The organism is Sanguibacter sp. Leaf3, from assembly GCF_001425965.1.
GTDB lineage: Bacteria > Actinomycetota > Actinomycetes > Actinomycetales > Cellulomonadaceae > Sanguibacter > Sanguibacter inulinus.
The window spans coordinates 892199-908480 of sequence record NZ_LMRH01000003.1 but is presented as its reverse complement, the minus strand read 5'-3'; the positions used below and the strand labels follow the sequence as shown (position 1 = coordinate 908480).

Genomic DNA, 16282 nt, shown 5'->3' with positions numbered 1-16282 from the left:
CCCGTGCGCGACCAGGCTCGCGGTCCTCTGCCCGTCACGGTCCTCGCCGGGTACCTCGGCGCGGGCAAGACGTCGCTGCTCAACCACCTGCTGACCCACCCCCGGGGACTACGTATCGCGGCTGTCGTCAACGACTTCGGTGACGTCGGGATCGACCCGATGCTCGTCTCGACGAGCGCGACAGCCGTGTACGCGACGAGCGGCGGATGCTTCTGCTGCGTGCTCGACTCCGAGGACGACCTGCACCCGTTGCTCACCCGCCTGGCCCGTCGTGGCGCGGGGGTCGACGCCGTGCTGCTCGAGGCGAGCGGCCTGGCCGACCCGCAGGCCCTCGCCCGCAGGGTCGCCGACCACCCCGCGACGGTCCTCGCCGGGATCGTCCAGGTGGTCGACGCCGTCGAGACCGAGGGCCTGCTCGCGACTCACCCCTCGCTCGCCCGGCACATCGCCGGCGCCGGTCTCGTCGTGGTGACCAAGGCCGACCTCGTCGAGGACGTCGCGCCAGTCCTCGCACTGTGCCGTCGGCTCAACCCGCACGCCCCTGTCGTCGCGACGGTCGACGGCGTGCTCGACCCGCGCCTCGTCCTCGACGCGGCACCGGAGCCCACCGGTCCGCAGGAGCAGCTGCTCGCGCACGCCGCGCTCGACGAGGACGTGCACGGGCACCGCGCCGGCGGAAGCACCTCACCAAGCGCACACCCGCACCTGCACCACAGCGCTCAGTCGCTCGACCTCGTCACCGACGCCCCTGTCGACCCCGGTGCGCTCATGGACCTCCTCGACGACCGACCGACTGGCCTGTTCCGCGTCAAGGGAGTGGTGCACCTGGCCATCGCCCCGGGCCAGACGGCGCCTGTCGTCGTGCACGCCGCGGGCCGCCAGGTCCGCATCGACGTGCTGCACGAGACCCTCGACGCCACGAGCCGGCTCGTGGCCATCGGCTCCGGCCTCGACCTGCCAGAGCTGCGCTGCCGGCTCGACGCCTGCCAGGCGACACCGGACACCGCACCGTCGGAGGTCGACCTCGCCCGAGTGCGCCGCGCAACGGTCCGACCGGGACGCCACCTCGACCCTCGACCTGCCCCGCAGACAGACCCGCAGGCGAGCCCTCCGGCAGCACCGAGCACCGCGCCAGAGACCCAGATCTCACCCACCCTGTGACCGGGCACAGAGGAGATGGTGCGGAATGCCCTCTCCGGGGTGGCCCTGCGTGTCCCTAAGATGACGGACATGACCGTCACCCTGAGCGATGTCGCACGCGAGGCCGGCGTCTCGCTCGCCACGGCGTCGCGCGCCATCAACGGCAGCGCGAACCGTACAGTCCGCCCGGAGCTGCGCGAGCGCGTGCTGGCCGCCGCAGCCCGTCTGCGCTACTCCCCCGACGCCAACGCCCAGGCGATGGCCCGTGGTCGGACCACGGCGCTCGGACTGATCGTGCACGACATCGCCGACCCGTACTTCTCGACCATCGCGTCGGGGGTCACCGCCGCCGCCGAGCGCGCCGGCCTGGTCGTCACGCTCGCGAGCACGGACCGCGACCCGGACCGCGAGATGGCCTTCGTCGAGCTCATGCAGCGTCAGCGCGCCCGGGCGATCATCGTCGCGGGCGGGCGCTACGACGACGAGGCGGCGAACGCCGCGCTGGCCGAGGCCCTCGTCGAGTACAGGTCCCGCGGGGGCGGGGCCGCAGCCGTCGGCCAGCCGCTGCTCGGCGTCGACACCGTGGTCATCGAGAACCGGAGCGCGACAGCCGAGCTCGCCCGCCAGCTGCACGGACGCGGGTACAGGCGCTTCGCGGCGCTGGCCGGTCCGGCGCACCACCTCACCGCGCACGAACGCTTCGACGGCTTCCGCGGGAGCCTCGCCGAGCTCGGCGCACCCGTCGACCCCGACCTCGTGGTCCCCTGCGCCTTCACCCGTGACGGTGGCTACGAGGCGATGGAGCAGCTCATCGCCCGCGGCGTCGTCGGGCGTCGCGACGACCCGTCGACGAGCGTGGACGCGGTGTTCGCCGTCAACGACGTCATGGCCGTCGGCGCCATGGCCGCGGCCCGCGCCGCCGGGCTGGACGTGCCGGCCGACGTGGCGATCGCGGGCTTCGACGACATCATCACGCTCCGCGACATCACACCGTCGCTCACGACCATCCGGCTGCCTCTCGCCGACATCGGCGCGATGGTGACCGAGCTCGCGCTCGCCCCGGACAACGAGAGCCCACGTCTGGTGCCCGTCGACGGCGAGGTCATCCTCCGCGACTCGACGCCGCCGCGCGGCTGACGGCTCGCGGTGGTCCGGCGGCCGGCACCTCCCGCCGGACGTCTCGCCGCTCGGGCGCGGCTTGGTCCCGCCCACGCTGTGGAATACGCTTCCCGGATGGCTCTCACCGACGCGAACCGTCCTCCGTCCCCTGCCGCCACGACCCCTGCACAGCAGCCCGACAGCACCCCGGGCGGCCGCCCGGGCTGGCCCAGGGGTCTCGAGGGATTCGGCTACGGCGGCGACTACAACCCTGAGCAGTGGCCCCAGGTCACCCGCGTCGAGGACGTCGAGCTCATGGTCGAGGCCGGTGTGACGATCGTCAGCGTCGCGATCTTCGCGTGGGCGACGATCGAGCCGGCCGAGGGCGAGCAGAACTTCGGGTGGCTCGACGAGACGATGGACCGCCTGCACGCCGCGGGCATCCGGGTCGCCCTCGCGACGGCCACCGCGAGCCCGCCGCCGTGGCTCACCGCCCGCCACCCCGAGATCCTCCCGCAGACGGCCGACGGCACTGTCCTGTGGCAGGGCGGACGACAGTCGTACTCCGTGACGCACCCGGTGTTCCGCGAGCACGCGCTCCGCCTGGCGACCCTCGTCGCCGAGCGCTACAAGGACCACCCCGCGCTGGCGGTCTGGCACGTCGACAACGAGATCGGCTGCCACGTCCCGCGCGACTACTCCGACGCGGCAGCCGCTGCCTTCCGCTCGTGGCTCGCCGCCCGCTACAGCACCGTCGAGGCGCTCAACGAGGCCTGGGGCACGGCCTTCTGGTCCCAGCGCTACTCCGCCTTCGAGGACATCCTCCCCCCGCGCTCGGCCCCGACCTACGCGAACCCGACGCAGCAGCTCGACTTCGACAGGTTCAGCTCCGACGCGCTGCTCGGCTACTACCGCGAGCACCGTGACGCGCTGCGGGTCATCACGCCCGACGTGCCGATCACCACGAACTTCATGATGTCCTCGGCCACCAAGGGCATGGACTACTTCGGCTGGGGCCCGGAGGTCGACGTGGTCGCCAACGACCACTACACGATCGCCTCCGACGAGGCCCGCCACATCGAGCTCGCCTTCTCGGCGGACCTCTCGCGCGGGATCGCCGGCGGGCGGCCGTGGATGCTCATGGAGCACTCCACCTCGGCGGTCAACTGGCAGCCGCGCAACCGGCCCAAGCTCCCGGGCGAGATGCTCCGCAACTCCCTCGCGCACGTCGCCCGCGGCGCCGACGCCGTGATGTTCTTCCAGTGGCGCCAGTCGAAGGCCGGTGCGGAGAAGTTCCACTCGTCGATGCTGCCGCACGCCGGCCGCGACACCGATGTGTGGCGCAGCACCGTCACGCTCGGCGAGACCCTGAAGAAGGTCGCCCCTGTCATCGGCTCGAGGGTCCGCTCGCGCGCGGCCCTGCTCTTCGACTACGAGGCCTGGTGGGCGAGCGAGCTCGACTCGCACCCGACCCAGCAGCTGCGCTACACCGACGAGGTCCTCTCGACGTACACGGCGCTGTGGAACCGCGGGGTGACCACCGACGTCGTGCACCCGAGCGCAGACCTCTCCGGGTACGACCTCGTCGTGGTCCCGACGCTCTACCTCGTCTCCGACGAGGATGCTGCGAACGTCGCGGCCGCCGCCGAGCTCGGTGCGACAGTGCTGGTCACGTACTTCTCAGGGATCGTGGACGTCAACGACCACGTGCGTCTCGGCGGCTACCCCGGAGCCTTCCGCACGCTGCTCGGGGTGAGCACCGAAGAGTTCTACACGCTCCAGGAGGGCGAGACCGTGGGGCTCAGCGGATCCGGCGACGCGCTCAGCAGCACGTTCTCGGCCGACCTCTGGACCGAGAAGACCCACCTGGTCGGCGCGACGGCTGTCGCGACCTTCGACGAGGGCCCGCTCGCCGGTCTGCCAGCGGTCACGCGGGCCGACGTCGGGACCTCGGGCGGGTCCGCCTGGTACGTCGGCGCGCGCCTCGACCCATCCGGCATCGCGGCTGTCGTCGACGCAGCCCTCGCCGACGCCGGGCTCACCGGCGAGGCCGACGTCCCCGCAGGCGTCGAGGTCGTCCGCAGGCACGCAGCCGACGGCACGAGCTATCTCTTCGTCCTCAACCACACCGGTGCTGCGGTGACCGTCAAGACGACGGGCACCGAGCTCACCGGCGGGGTCGAGGTCGACGGCGAGCTCACCGTCGACGCGGCGAGGGTCGCCGTCGTCCAGGAAGGCTAGGAGACGCGCCCGCGGCGCGTCGGCCTCGGTCTGTCTCCCGAGGCGTCACCGCACGTCTCCGTCGCCCGGTGCTCGCTCGTCACAGGGTGACCGACGCCAACGGGGTGTCTGAGGTGGGTGTCGTCAGCTCGACGCGGGCGATCTCCTCGGGCGCCAGCGCCGTGCTGGCGCTCAGGCCCGTGGTCGTCGACGTGGTGCCCCCGGTCCAGGTGGCCGCCGTGAGGCGCTCCCCGGTCTGGGACACCAGGGTCAGCTCGTAGGTGACGCCGTCGACGAGCCGACCCTCCGGATAGCTGCAGGACCACTCGAGCCCCGTGCCCCATGCGGCAGGCTGCAGCGCCAGGGTCGCCTGGACACCGCTGCCGTCGACGGGCTGCAGCTGGACCTCGTCCGCGAGCGCCTGGACCGCCGGGGTCTGGTCCTGCCCGGAGACCTGGGACACGAGGGTCCCCGTCGCGAAGCCGCCGAGCACGAGAGCGGACGCGGCCGCGACGAGGAGCACCCGCCGACGGGTCCGGGCGGCGCGGGCCCTCCGGGCGAGCAGGGAGACCGGCGGGGCGGGCGCACCGTCGACCTCGCCTGAGGGCTGGGCTGCTGGACCCGTGACCGCGAGGGCGTCGAGGGGCTCGACGAGCCCGAGCACACCGGGGATCCCGGCGAGCTCTCCGACAGCCCGGCTGCACAGCTCGCACGTCTTGAGGTGCTGCTCGTACTCCCGACGGTCGTCAGGGCTCAATGCACCGAGGACGTACGCGCCGTCCCAGTCCGCGTAGGGGTCGGTCTGGTGGGTCATGCGGTGACGCCTCTCTCTTGCAGCGCGAGCCTGAGCGCGCGGATCCCGTAGTGCATGCGTGACTTCACGGTCCCGGCCGCGATGCCCAGCTCCTCGGCCAGCGTGGCGACGGTCTTGCCGCCGTAGTAGGCCCCCACGACCACCTCGCGGTGCTCCTGGGAGAGCGTGGCCAGCGCGTCGGTGACCAACCAGGCGTCCAGCGAACGGCGGGTCTCGTCCTCCTGGTGCCCCTCGGGGAGCACCTCGGTCGCGCGCTCACGGCGGGTGCGCGCGCTGCGCAGGTCGTCCAGGGCCAGGTTGCGGGCCACCTTGACGAGCCACGCCCGCACCACAGGATCGGGCCTCTCGAGGATCGCACCGTCCTTCCACGCACGCAGCAGCGCCTCCTGCACGACGTCTCGGGCGAGCTCGCTGTCGTAGGGGATCCGGACGACGTACCGCCAGAGCATGTCGGCGTACTCGTCGTGGATCCGCCGGAGCAGGGCGTCGGTCTCGGCGCCCATCAGCCGCCCCACGTGCCGTGGAGGAACCCGAGCTGGGGTGCCGCCGTCCTGCGCGTGTCCATCTGGGCTCCTCGCCGATCGTCTGTCCACAGTGTCCTCTGTCCTAGAGACGGGACAGGCCCTCCAGAAGTTCACCGCCGACCCGCACCCGTCTGGGCCGGGGCGCCGGACATCCCGGCGGACCGTCGAGAGAGCCCGGTGAACCTTCTCGTCCCCTGCCCCGTCTCTCCTGGCGACAGACCTTCTCGACGGCCCCGGACCACCCGGCCGCCGGGTCCCCCACCTCGAAGGAGCACTCCCATGAAGCGATCTCACACTGTCCCCGCCGCGCTCGGGCTGGCGCTCGTGCTCTCCGCAGCAGCCTGCTCGACCACGAGCGAGGACACCGCCGCCCCTGCGGCCACCACGCAGCCCGCCCCCGCTGCGACAGCGACCGCAGACCTCTCGACGGCCTCGACGGATCTCGGGCAGGTCGTCGTCGACGGTTCCGGGATGACCGTCTACTACTTCACCGCAGACACACCCGGGTCCGGAGAGAGCGCGTGCACCGGCGACTGCCTGACGGCCTGGCCCCCTGTGCACCCGGCAGGCTCGGCCCCCGTGGTCGACGGGGTCACCGGGGAGGTCGCGACCATCACGGGTGCCGACGGCGAGGCCCAGGTCACGATCGACGGTCGCCCTGTGTACACCTTCGCCGGGGACACCGCCGCGGGCGACACCGCAGGCCAGGGCGTGGACGGCGCGTGGTTCGCCGTCGCTCCCGAGGGCGCAGAGATCACCTCGCCGGCCCCGTCGGCCACCGCGTCCAGCGGCTACTGACCGCACCCAGACCACCACGTGTCCCCAGCCGACGGCGGGGACCGTCCACGCACCCTCAGGACAGGAACCACCATGAAGCACAAGCTCGTCATCGCGGTCGTCGCCCTGCTCGCCCTCGCCGGGATCGCCGTCGGAGGCAGCGCCCTCTACGCCAAGATCGAGAACGACAAGGCGCCGGACGCACTGGCCCTCTCGACGCCGACCGCCACGACCGACGGTGCGAGCCCCGGCCTGACCGAGCAGGACCTCGCCGGGACCTGGACGGTGTCCGACGGGTCGCAGGCCGGGTACAGGGTCGCCGAGGTGCTCAACGGCCAGGACGTCACCGTCGTGGGCCGGACCTCCGACGTCGAGGGCACCGTGACGATCGACGGGACCTCCCTCAGCGCGGCCGACGTCACCGTCTCGATGACCACCATCACGACGGACAACAGCAACCGTGACGGCCAGTTCCTCGACATCCTCAAGACCTCGGAGTTCCCCACGGCGACCTTCACCCTCACCGAACCCGTCGACGTCTCGGGTGTCACCGAGGGCACCACCTCGGTCCAGGCGAAGGGCGAGCTCACAGTCGCCGGCGTCAGCGCACCCGTCGTGGTCGCCCTCGACGCCCAGACGACCGCGACGGGGGTCGAGGTCTCGGGCAGCATCCCTGTGACGTTCTCGGACTTCGGCGTCGACGCTCCTGACCTCGGCTTCGTCAAGGTCGAGGACACAGGCACCGTCGAGATGCTCCTCACCCTGGCGAAGTAGCCGGACGGCAGCGACAGGCGCGGGGACGCCCCGGCAGGCGATCGTGCCCGCCGGGGCCCGGACCGCGGCGCGCCGCTGCTCGGAGGCGCGCGACAAGGCATGATCTCTCGCACGGGAACCTTCCCGCGGGGCCGGCCGTTGTGCTGGCTACCTACCCCCTCCCCCGGAAGAGATGATGGACGCAGACAGTAGACATCCCCTCGTGCAGAACGACATCACGAGGGGATGTGAGTGCCCGTGTGGATCCTGACCCTCCTGCTCGGAGTAGCGGTCATCGTGCTGATCACAGCAGCGACCGGCTACTTCGTCGCCCAAGAGTTCGCCTACATGGCGGTCGACCGGTCCAGGTTGAACGCCCGCGCCGCTGCCGGGGACGCCGGCGCCAAGCGCGCCCTGGCCGTCACCCGGCGGACCTCCTTCATGCTGTCCGGTGCCCAGCTGGGCATCACCGTGACCACCCTGCTCGTCGGCTACGTCGCCGAGCCCCTCGTCGGACAGGCCCTCGGTGAGGCCCTCGGCGGCGTCGGTGTGCCGACGGGCGTCGGCATCGCCGTCGGGACCGTCCTCGCGCTGGTCTTCTCGACCTTCGTGCAGATGCTCTTCGGCGAGCTGTTCCCCAAGAACCTCGCGATCGCGCGCCCCGAACCTGTCGCCCTCTGGCTGGCGACGTCCACGACCGTCTACCTCAAGGTCTTCGGCTGGCTCATCACGATCTTCGACCAGGCGTCGAACCTGCTGCTGCGTGCCCTGAAGATCGAGCCCGTGCACGACGTCGAGCACTCGGCGACGGCCCGGGACCTCGAGCACATCGTGGCCGACTCGCGCCTCAGCGGCGACCTGCCCGCCGAGCTCTCGGTCCTGCTCGACCGGATCCTCGACTTCCCCGAGCAGGACGCCGAGCACGCGATGATCCCGCGGTCGCGGGTCGACGTGCTGCACGACGACGACACCCTCGATCACGTGCGCGAGACCATGTCCCGCGGCCACTCGCGCTACCCCGTGCTGTCCGAGGACGACCAGGTCCTCGGCGTCGTCCACCTCGACGACGTGCTGCGGGCGCGGTGGAGCGGTGACACCACGGTGACGACCTTCATGCGTCCAGCCGTGATGATCCCCACCACGATGACCCTGCCCGACGCCCTCAACCACCTCACGTCGACCCACAACCAGCTGGCCTGCGTCATCGACGAGTACGGCGGCTTCGCCGGTGTGCTCACCGCCGAAGACCTGGCCGAAGAGCTCGTCGGGGAGATCACCGACGAGCACGACCCCGCCACCCCGACGATCGCCCCGCGCGACGACGACGGCACCTGGGTCATGGCCGGCGACGTGCACATCGACGAGGTCGAGCGTGCGCTCGAGCACGACGTCCCGCGCGGGGACTACGAGACGATCGCCGGACTCGTGATCGCCGAGCACGGCTCGCTGCCCACGGTCGGTACCCGCGTGCTGGTCCAGCTGCCCCTCGACCCCGCAGACCTCGCGTCCGCGGAGGAGCCCGAGGTGGTGTGGATGTCCGTCGAGGTCCTCGACGTGGAGCGGCACGTGCCAGCCCTGGTGCGTGTCCTCATGCCCGCCGACCCCCCTGACCCCGACCCCGACCCTGGCCTGGTCACCGACCACGCCACGACCGTCGACGACGGAGAGGACGCACGATGAGCAACCCGTGGACCATCCTCGTCATCACCGCTGTGCTCATCGCCCTGAGCGCCTTCTTCGTCGCTGTGGAGTTCGCGCTCCTCGCCGCCAAGCGGCACAGGCTCGAAGACGCGGCACCGACCAGCCGCTCGGCACGGGCGGCGCTGCGCAGCTCGACCGAGCTCACGGTCCTGCTCGCCGGTTCCCAGCTCGGCATCACCGCGTGCGCCCTCGCCCTGGGTGCCGTCACCAAGCCCGCCGTGCACCACTGGCTCACCCCGCTCTTCGAGACGTGGGGGTCGCCGCTGTGGCTGGCCGACGTCGCCGGCTTCGTCCTGGCGCTGGTCATCGTGACCTTCCTGCACCTGGTGGTCGGCGAGATGGCACCGAAGTCGTGGGCCATCGCGCACCCGGAGACCTCCGCGACGATGCTCGCGATCCCCATGCGCGTCTTCATGTGGTTCACCCGGCCGCTGCTCATCGCCCTCAACTCGATGGCGAACTGGTGCCTGGTCAAGGTCGGCGTCGAGCCGGCCGCGCAGGTCACCAACGGTCAGAACCCTGACGACCTGCGCCACCTGGTCGAGCACTCCGCGAACGTCGGGGCCCTCGACGCGTCCTACGTCGGACAGCTGGCCGGAGCCCTGGACCTCCAGACGCTCACGGTGCGCGACCTCGTGCGGGGTGACGGCCGCCCGACGACAGTCCCGGGCGGAGCCACGGTCTCGGCCGTGCAGGACGCCACGCGCGAGTCGGGTCACCTGCGCATCCTCGTGGGCGACATCGAGTCGATCACGGGTGTGGTGCACGTCCGCGACACCCTCGGCGAGCCGGACGACAGGCCGATCACGCACCTCGTCCGCGAGGTCCCGTCCTTCGCGCCCGACACGCCCGTGTACAGCGCGCTGGCGACCATGCGCGAGACCCGCAACCACCTCGCGATCGTCACCGACGAAGAGACGATCCTCGGGGTCATCACCCTCTCGGACGTCCTCTCGCGGCTGTTCCCGCGCGCACCCGAGGAGCCCACGCTCCAGCACGCCTGAGGTCCGGGCGCACCGGCCCGGCGACGTCGGCTGAGACAGCACGCCATGCACCGCACGGCCCGTCCCGCTCTGGGGGCGGGCCGTCCGCCGTCAGCCCATAGTTCAGCAGGCAGCGCCCACCACGCCACCTCCCGTTCACCCCACCAACGCCTGGCTCCGGGACAGTGGCCGCACCTCTGCCTCGACGAACGGATACGCATGCGCGCGCCCTCCCTCCGGCCTGGGGCGATGCTGATCGCCGGCACCCTCGCCGCCAGCAGCCTCGTCACCCTCGCCGCCTCCCCCGCCCTGGCGGCCACCGAGCCGCCCGCGATACCTGCCGCCCTGACCGGCGTCGTCATCAACGAGATCGAGTCGAAGGACGGCGACCCGGGCGACTGGGTCGAGCTGAAGAACACCTCGACGGTCCCGGTCGACGCCTCGGGTCTCGTGCTCTCCGACAGCAAGGGCACCCCGTCGTACACGATCCCCTCCGGGACGATCATCGCCGCCGACGGATATCTCGTCCTCGACGAGGCAGCCTTCGGCTTCGGCCTCGGGGGCGAGGACCTCGTCCGCCTGCACGACACCGACGGCACGACGGTGGTCGACGAGCACGCGTGGACCGAGCACAGCCCGACCACCCTCGGACGCTGCCCCGACGGCACGGGGCCGTTCGCCACCACCGCGAGCCCGACCAAGGGCGCTGCCAACGACTGCGCCACTCCCGGCGCGACCGCCGACCTCGTGGTCAACGAGGTCGAGTCGAACGGTGACGACACCGACTGGGTCGAGCTCACCACGACAGGCTCCGGGCCCGTCGACGTCTCGGGCTTCACCTTCCGCGACGACGACGACGCGCGGACGCCGTACACGCTGCCCGCGGGCTCGGTCGTCGAGCCCGGTGGGTTCTTCGTGATCGACCAGGTGTCCGGCTCCAACCCTGTCGGCTTCGACTTCGGCCTCGGCAACGCGGACTCGGTCAGGCTCTACGACACGACCGGCACCCTGGTCGCCGACCACTCCTGGACCGTGCACTCGCTCGTCACCTACGGGCGCTGCCCGGACGGCACCGGTGACATGACGACCACGACGGTCTCGACCAAGGGCGCCCCGAACGACTGCTCCTCGCCTGTGCGGATCAACGAGGTCTCGACCTCGGGCGACTGGGTCGAGCTCACGAGCATCGGTGCGTCTGCCGTGCCCCTCGACGGGTACACGCTCACGGCGACCGACGGCACCGGCACGACCGGCACGGTGACGGTCTCGGCCGGCACGTCCCTGGCACCCGCCGGCTTCCTCGCTCTCGACCTGCCGCTCGCCAGCGCAGGCACCCTCCAGCTGCGCTCGAGCGCCGGAACCGTCGTCGACGAGCACACGTGGACCGCTGAGCCGGGCGCCTCCTACGGTCGTTGCCCCGACGGCACCGGTGACATCACCACGACGCTCGCTGCGACCCGCGGCACCGCGAACGCCTGCGAGGGCGTGCTCACCCCGCAGCCGTGGCCGGGTGGACCCGACGAGGTCCCGCTCGACGCTGTCGACACCTTCTCGGGTGACCTCAGCGGGCTGGACTACGAGCCCTCGGGCTCAGCCGCTCCCGGCACCCTGTGGGCCGTGCAGAACGGCGACGGCCTGCTCTACAAGATCGTCGCCGACGGGAACGGCGGATGGGCCCCGACGACAGCAGCCGGCTGGTCGGCGGGCAAGACGCTCCGCTACCCCGACGGCGGCGGAGCAGTCGACGCCGAGGGTGTCACGGTCGCCGCAGACTCCTCAGGCGGAGGCGTCTACGTCTCGACCGAGCGCAACAACGACCAGTCGTCGGTGAGCCGGCCCTCGGTCCTGCGCTACGACGTCACGGGCGACGCGACGACCCTGGTGGCCACCGACGAGTGGAACCTCGCTGCCGACTTCCCGGGCCTCGGCGCCAACGCCGGCCTCGAGGGCATCACCTGGGTGCCGGACACCTTCCTCACCGCGCAGGGCTTCGTCGACCAGCGCACGGGGGTGGCCTACACCCCGGCGAGCTACCCCGGCCACGGTGACGGGCTCTTCGTCGTCGGAGTCGAGGGCACGGCGGGCGTCTACGCCTACGCGCTCATCGACGACGGCAGCTTCGTCCGGGTCGCCGCGATGGAAACCCCCTTCGACCTCGTGGCCGACGTGCAGTTCGACGCCGACCTCGACGCCCTCTGGGTGGCGTGCGACGAGGCCTGCTCCGGGCGGACAGCACTCTTCGAGATCGACGACGCCGGTGCCTTCACGGCGACCACGGTGTACGAGGCTCCCGCCGCGGCCGACACCGGTCTCGCCAACGAGGGCTTCGCGATCGCCGACGCCGCCACCTGCGTCGACGGCTCGCGCGCGACCTTCTATGCAGACGACAACGACACCGACGGGTACTCGCTGCGCACCGGGACCTTCCCGTGCGCGAAGAGCCCGACCGAGCCCGGGGAACCTGGCGAGCCCACCCCGGGCGAGCCGGGTCAGCCGGTCCCCGGCGAGCCTGCGCCCGGCACCCCGGGCACGCCCGGGTCACCGGCTCCCGCGACTACCCATGTCGACACCGCGCTCCTCACCGACGCGACCCGTGGCAGCATCGCCGCACCGACGACCGCTGTCCCGGGTCAGGCGGTGACGATCACGGTCGACCCCCGGTACGCGGGCCAGACCGTCTACGTGTGGCTGCACTCCGAGCCACGCCTGCTCGGCTCGCCCGTCGTGGCCGCCGACGGGACCGTCCGCGTGACGATCCCGGCCGACGTCCCTGTCGGCCTCCACCGCCTCGTGGTCCTGGACTCGACCGGCGCGATCATCGGGTGGCAGGAGATCGAGATCGTCGCAGCAGCCGGCGCACCGGGTCGCGTGGGCGGCGGGTCTGCCGCGACCGGGCCGCTCGCGTCGACCGGGCTGGACGGCCGTGGCGCCGTCCTGGCAGCGATGGTCCTCGTGCTCGCCGGGGCGACCGTCCTGGCCGCCCGCCGACCTGCTCGGCGCGACAGGGTCTGACGCGAGCGGGTCTGACGCGATCAGTACCGCTGTGCTCGACAGCACGACGACGAGGGCCGGGCAGACGACTGCTCGGCCCTCGTCGCTGTCAGAGGTCTTTGGCGTACCAGTGCGTCGCGTTGGGGTTGTCGTTGTAGGCGGGGACGTCCGCGTACCCGCTCGACCTGTACAGCCCCGCGGCGGCAGCGAGCGAGGCGTTGGTGTCGAGCACCGTGCGCGAGGCACCGAGCGCAGCAGCGGCTTCTTCGAGGGCGGTGAGCAGCGCGCGGCCGTAGCCCTTGCCACGGGTCGAGGGGCGCAACCACAGATGCTTGACCTCGAAGCGCACCGCTCCGTCCGGGGCGTCGTCGATCCGGCGGACCCCGCCGCAGCCGACAGCCGTGCCGTCCTCGTCCAGCCCGACCAGGAACGTCCCCGCGGGTGGCGTGAACCTCGCAGGGTCGGGGGTGAAGACCTGGTAGGTGCCGCCGGTGAACCCGAGCTCCCTCGAGGTGAAGTACTCACCGAGCAGCGTCGCAGCGGGTTCGGCGTCGACGGGCACCGGGACGAAGGTCAGCATGGATCTAGCCTAGGCCGCGCGGTGCGCCGTGCTCCGCGTCGGCCCAGCGCCGTGCTCCGCGCGACTGCTCCTGCTCTCTGGCGGTGCTGCTCACGGCCAGCCTGGCGGACGACAGAGTCTCAGGCCTCTGCGCCCGACCGGCCAGCGTCGTCCCCCGTGAACCGTTCCGCCGAGACCACCTGCTGGGCCGCTCGCCGCAGCGCGAGGATCAGCGGCTCCGTGAGCACGGTCCCGAGCACGACGTACTCCACGGCACTCTCGGGCGAGCCTGTCGGGATGCCGTCGATCTCGGCCTCCGCGATGCGACGGGCCGCGGTGACGTAGGTCTCGAGGACCTCTGGGGGCACGGTGAAACCCGCCTGCTTGAGGGTGTCGAGCGACTGCGCGAGCCCCGCGAGCAGACCGGGCTCGCACTCGTCGGCCGCCCCTCCCAGCCTCTCGTAGAGCCTGCGAGCCTGCGTCGGGTCCCCGACCGGGCGCCCTTCGGGGGCGACGGCCGAGTGCGCCACGCCCAGCAAGTCGTAGGGGCCCGAGGGCGGCGAGTCGAGGGCCGCGATCACGTCCCGGGCCCGGGCGATGCTCACGCCGGCGGCGAGGAGCGCGCGGATGACGCCGAGCCGGGCGAGGTGGTCGTCGGTATACACAGCCTGGGTCGCGGAGGTACGCCGCCCCTCGGGCAGCAGCCTCTCGCGCAGGTAGTACTTGATGGTCGCGACCGGGACCTCCGACGCGGCAGCCAGCTCGGACATCCTCATGGCCCATCCTTTCTGGATAGTGATACTCTCCAATCTAGAGAGCGTCACTATCTGGTCAGGAGAAGCGTATGTCACGGGTCACCGTCGGCCGAATCACCCACCGCCACGAGGGCGAGCTCGTCGTCTTCCACATCGGCATGACCATCAACCAGTGGTGGCGACCAGACCTGTGGATGCCGCTGTTCGCGGACATGCCCAGGATGCTGCGCGAGCTGAGCACCGACCCGGAGTCGGGGATGCTCGGGTCGCACATGCTGCTGGGCGCCTCCGGTCCCTACCTCGTGCAGTACTGGTCCTCGATCGACAAGCTCTACGACTACGCGTCGTCAGCCGAGCAGCAGCACCGTCCGGCCTGGGCCCGCTTCAACAAGCGCGCGCGGTCCGCACCCCGGGCGGTCGGGGTCTGGCACGAGACCTTCCTCGTCGACCGCGCCGAGAGCATCTACATCTCGACCCCGTCCATGGGTCTGCCCGCCGCGACGTCCTCGGTCCCGGTGACCTCTCGACACGACAGGGCCAGAGCCCGGTTCGCCGACGGTCGCACCACGGGGTCGCCGGAGACCGACAGCCGCCCTGCAGCGTCGCCGGAGACTCCGGCCAGCTGAGACCGGCACCGACCCGTCTACGGCAGAGCCCCGCACGACTCGAGCCCGCGCACAGCCGCGACCCTCGCGCCGGGCCTACCGGCGCGGCGCGGGCCCCGAGCTGTCGCGGACGATGAGCTCGACAGGCACCAGGCGCAGCGTCTTCGCGCCGCGTCCCTGCTGCTCGATCTGCTCGAGCATCGTCTGCACGCACAGCTCGCCGACCTCGTCGAAGCGCTGACGCACCGTGGTGAGCGGGGGCCACACGTACTCGGCCTCGTCGATGTCGTCGAAGCCGACGACCGACACGTCCTGCGGGATCCGCACCCCGCGCTCGTGGAAGGCGCGCATCAGGCCGATGGCCATCTGGTCGTTGGCGCAGAACACTGCCGTGAGCTCCTCGCGCGGGACCTCGGCGAGCAGCGCGCCGATCCTGTAGCCCGAGCCGGCCGTCCAGTCGCCCTGGTGGACCGGCGGCACGGGTGCGCCCGCACGCTGCAGCACCTGGCCCCAGGCCTCGGTGCGCTCTTGCGCGGCGCTCGACGTGGTCGGACCGGAGACGTGCCACACCGTCTCGTGACCCATCGCGAGCAGGTGCTCGACGGCCCGGCGCACGCCGCCCTCCTGGTCGGTGTCGACGATCGGGTAGTCCGGGTGCGGCGAGGGGTAGGTGTCGGTGATGACGACGGGCAGCGTCGGGCCGATGACCAGCGACGGGACGTCGAGGATCTCCGCCTGGATGATGACGACCCCGTCGACGTTCTGCCCGGCGAGGTTCGCGATGGCCGCGCTGACCCCGCCGAGGGTCGGGCGCTCGACGACCATGAGGTTGATCGAGTAGCCCGCAGAGCGGCTCGCGTTGGCGATGGCCTCGATCGTGCGGGCGTCGCCGATCCTCGAGATCGAGAAGGAGATGACGCCGAAGGCGCCGAAGCGGCCCGTGGCGAGCGCGCGAGCGGCACCGTTGGGCTGGTAGCCGACGACCTGCATCGCGTCGAGGACCTTGTCGCGGGTCGCACGGTCGACGTTGGCGCGGCCGTTGGCCACGCGGGAGACGGTCTGCGCCGAGACGCCGGCGATCTTCGCGACGTCGGCCATGGAGGGTGCGCGGCGCCGACCGGCCGGGCGGCTGTCGGTCTCGTCAGCCCTGTCCCGGTCGTGGTCTCGCACTGCGGCCAGAGCCGTCGCTCGATCCTCGGACGCCATCGTCTTCCCCTTCTGCGTGCACGGTCCACGAGTGGTGAACCGAGGACAGTTCGGAGAGTAGGCCTCCGTCGGCTGTTAGCGCAACCATAGCGAAGTCCCCGGCGAATCCGACGTACCGCCCGCGGCCGATCGTTGAGATCTTGCCGTTACCGGTTC

The 16282-nt window shown here is 71.7% G+C and carries 14 protein-coding genes; 9 read left to right on the top strand and 5 right to left on the bottom strand.

What is annotated here, in order from left to right:
• Window positions 1–3 precede the first annotated feature (3 nt).
• The 3 genes from ASG53_RS17390 (at window position 4) to ASG53_RS17380 (ending at window position 4479) form a co-directional block, all read left to right on the top strand.
• Entirely contained in the window at window positions 4–1161 is a 1158-nt protein-coding gene (locus ASG53_RS17390) for a CobW family GTP-binding protein (protein WP_156382871.1), read from the top strand.
• A gap of 69 nt (window positions 1162–1230) precedes the next feature.
• The gene (locus ASG53_RS17385; protein WP_235533982.1) at window positions 1231–2277 is read left to right on the top strand and encodes a LacI family DNA-binding transcriptional regulator; all 1047 of its coding nucleotides are present in this window, start codon (window positions 1231–1233) and stop codon (window positions 2275–2277) included.
• A gap of 96 nt (window positions 2278–2373) precedes the next feature.
• Window positions 2374–4479 carry a beta-galactosidase gene (locus ASG53_RS17380; protein WP_056136245.1) on the top strand — a complete coding sequence of 702 codons (2106 nt, stop codon included), beginning with the start codon at window positions 2374–2376 and terminating at the stop codon, window positions 4477–4479.
• A 79-nt stretch (window positions 4480–4558) separates the two neighbouring features.
• Here ASG53_RS17380 and ASG53_RS17375 read toward each other — a convergent pair whose 3' ends face one another.
• Window positions 4559–5272 (bottom strand): zf-HC2 domain-containing protein, encoded by a 714-nt coding sequence (locus ASG53_RS17375; RefSeq protein WP_056136243.1) that lies wholly within the window; start codon window positions 5270–5272, stop codon window positions 4559–4561.
• Window positions 5269–5775: a sigma-70 family RNA polymerase sigma factor gene (locus tag ASG53_RS17370; protein WP_056136241.1), complete on the bottom strand. Its 507-nt coding sequence runs from the start codon at window positions 5773–5775 to the stop codon at window positions 5269–5271. The genes ASG53_RS17375 and ASG53_RS17370 overlap by 4 nt, the downstream gene beginning before the upstream one ends.
• Before the next feature lie 300 nt (window positions 5776–6075).
• Here ASG53_RS17370 and ASG53_RS17365 point away from each other — a divergent pair, with 300 nt between their 5' ends.
• The 5 genes from ASG53_RS17365 (at window position 6076) to ASG53_RS17345 (ending at window position 13022) form a co-directional block, all read left to right on the top strand.
• Entirely contained in the window at window positions 6076–6594 is a 519-nt protein-coding gene (locus ASG53_RS17365; protein ID WP_056136238.1) for a COG4315 family predicted lipoprotein, read from the top strand.
• Window positions 6595–6666: 72 nt separating this feature from the next.
• Window positions 6667–7347: a YceI family protein gene (locus ASG53_RS17360; protein WP_056136236.1), complete on the top strand. Its 681-nt coding sequence runs from the start codon at window positions 6667–6669 to the stop codon at window positions 7345–7347.
• A gap of 237 nt (window positions 7348–7584) precedes the next feature.
• Window positions 7585–9006, top strand: a complete 1422-nt coding sequence (locus ASG53_RS17355) for a hemolysin family protein (RefSeq protein ID WP_056136505.1) — start codon at window positions 7585–7587, stop codon at window positions 9004–9006.
• Window positions 9003–10031 carry a hemolysin family protein gene (locus ASG53_RS17350; protein WP_056136234.1) on the top strand — a complete coding sequence of 343 codons (1029 nt, stop codon included), beginning with the start codon at window positions 9003–9005 and terminating at the stop codon, window positions 10029–10031. Before ASG53_RS17355 ends, ASG53_RS17350 begins: the two co-directional genes overlap by 4 nt.
• A gap of 198 nt (window positions 10032–10229) precedes the next feature.
• On the top strand, window positions 10230–13022 hold the full coding sequence (locus ASG53_RS17345) for a lamin tail domain-containing protein (RefSeq protein WP_056136232.1): 2793 nt from the start codon (window positions 10230–10232) through the stop codon (window positions 13020–13022).
• Window positions 13023–13110: 88 nt separating this feature from the next.
• Here the strand turns inward: ASG53_RS17345 and ASG53_RS17340 are convergent, their stop codons facing one another.
• The gene (locus tag ASG53_RS17340) at window positions 13111–13581 is read right to left on the bottom strand and encodes a GNAT family N-acetyltransferase (RefSeq protein ID WP_056136230.1); all 471 of its coding nucleotides are present in this window, start codon (window positions 13579–13581) and stop codon (window positions 13111–13113) included.
• A gap of 119 nt (window positions 13582–13700) precedes the next feature.
• Window positions 13701–14336, bottom strand: a complete 636-nt coding sequence (locus ASG53_RS17335) for a MerR family transcriptional regulator (protein WP_056136228.1) — start codon at window positions 14334–14336, stop codon at window positions 13701–13703.
• 68 nt (window positions 14337–14404) lie between these two features.
• Here ASG53_RS17335 and ASG53_RS17330 point away from each other — a divergent pair, with 68 nt between their 5' ends.
• Window positions 14405–14941 (top strand): DUF4188 domain-containing protein, encoded by a 537-nt coding sequence (locus ASG53_RS17330; RefSeq protein WP_056136226.1) that lies wholly within the window; start codon window positions 14405–14407, stop codon window positions 14939–14941.
• Window positions 14942–15016: 75 nt separating this feature from the next.
• Here ASG53_RS17330 and ASG53_RS17325 read toward each other — a convergent pair whose 3' ends face one another.
• On the bottom strand, window positions 15017–16126 hold the full coding sequence (locus ASG53_RS17325) for a LacI family DNA-binding transcriptional regulator (protein WP_306525986.1): 1110 nt from the start codon (window positions 16124–16126) through the stop codon (window positions 15017–15019).
• Window positions 16127–16282 lie beyond the last annotated feature (156 nt).

What these genes read in the sequence shown, in the direction of transcription:
- ASG53_RS17385 (WP_235533982.1), top strand. Translation starts at nt 1,231, where the DNA reads ATGACCGTCACCCTGAGCGATGTCGCACGCGAGGCCGGCGTCTCGCTC.
- ASG53_RS17380 (WP_056136245.1), top strand. Translation starts at nt 2,374, where the DNA reads ATGGCTCTCACCGACGCGAACCGTCCTCCGTCCCCTGCCGCCACGACC.
- ASG53_RS17375 (WP_056136243.1), bottom strand. Translation starts at nt 5,272, where the DNA reads ATGACCCACCAGACCGACCCCTACGCGGACTGGGACGGCGCGTACGTC.
- ASG53_RS17370 (WP_056136241.1), bottom strand. Translation starts at nt 5,775, where the DNA reads ATGGGCGCCGAGACCGACGCCCTGCTCCGGCGGATCCACGACGAGTAC.
- ASG53_RS17365 (WP_056136238.1), top strand. Translation starts at nt 6,076, where the DNA reads ATGAAGCGATCTCACACTGTCCCCGCCGCGCTCGGGCTGGCGCTCGTG.
- ASG53_RS17360 (WP_056136236.1), top strand. Translation starts at nt 6,667, where the DNA reads ATGAAGCACAAGCTCGTCATCGCGGTCGTCGCCCTGCTCGCCCTCGCC.
- ASG53_RS17350 (WP_056136234.1), top strand. Translation starts at nt 9,003, where the DNA reads ATGAGCAACCCGTGGACCATCCTCGTCATCACCGCTGTGCTCATCGCC.
- ASG53_RS17345 (WP_056136232.1), top strand. Translation starts at nt 10,230, where the DNA reads ATGCGCGCGCCCTCCCTCCGGCCTGGGGCGATGCTGATCGCCGGCACC.
- ASG53_RS17340 (WP_056136230.1), bottom strand. Translation starts at nt 13,581, where the DNA reads ATGCTGACCTTCGTCCCGGTGCCCGTCGACGCCGAACCCGCTGCGACG.
- ASG53_RS17335 (WP_056136228.1), bottom strand. Translation starts at nt 14,336, where the DNA reads ATGAGGATGTCCGAGCTGGCTGCCGCGTCGGAGGTCCCGGTCGCGACC.
- ASG53_RS17330 (WP_056136226.1), top strand. Translation starts at nt 14,405, where the DNA reads ATGTCACGGGTCACCGTCGGCCGAATCACCCACCGCCACGAGGGCGAG.
- ASG53_RS17325 (WP_306525986.1), bottom strand. Translation starts at nt 16,126, where the DNA reads ATGGCGTCCGAGGATCGAGCGACGGCTCTGGCCGCAGTGCGAGACCAC.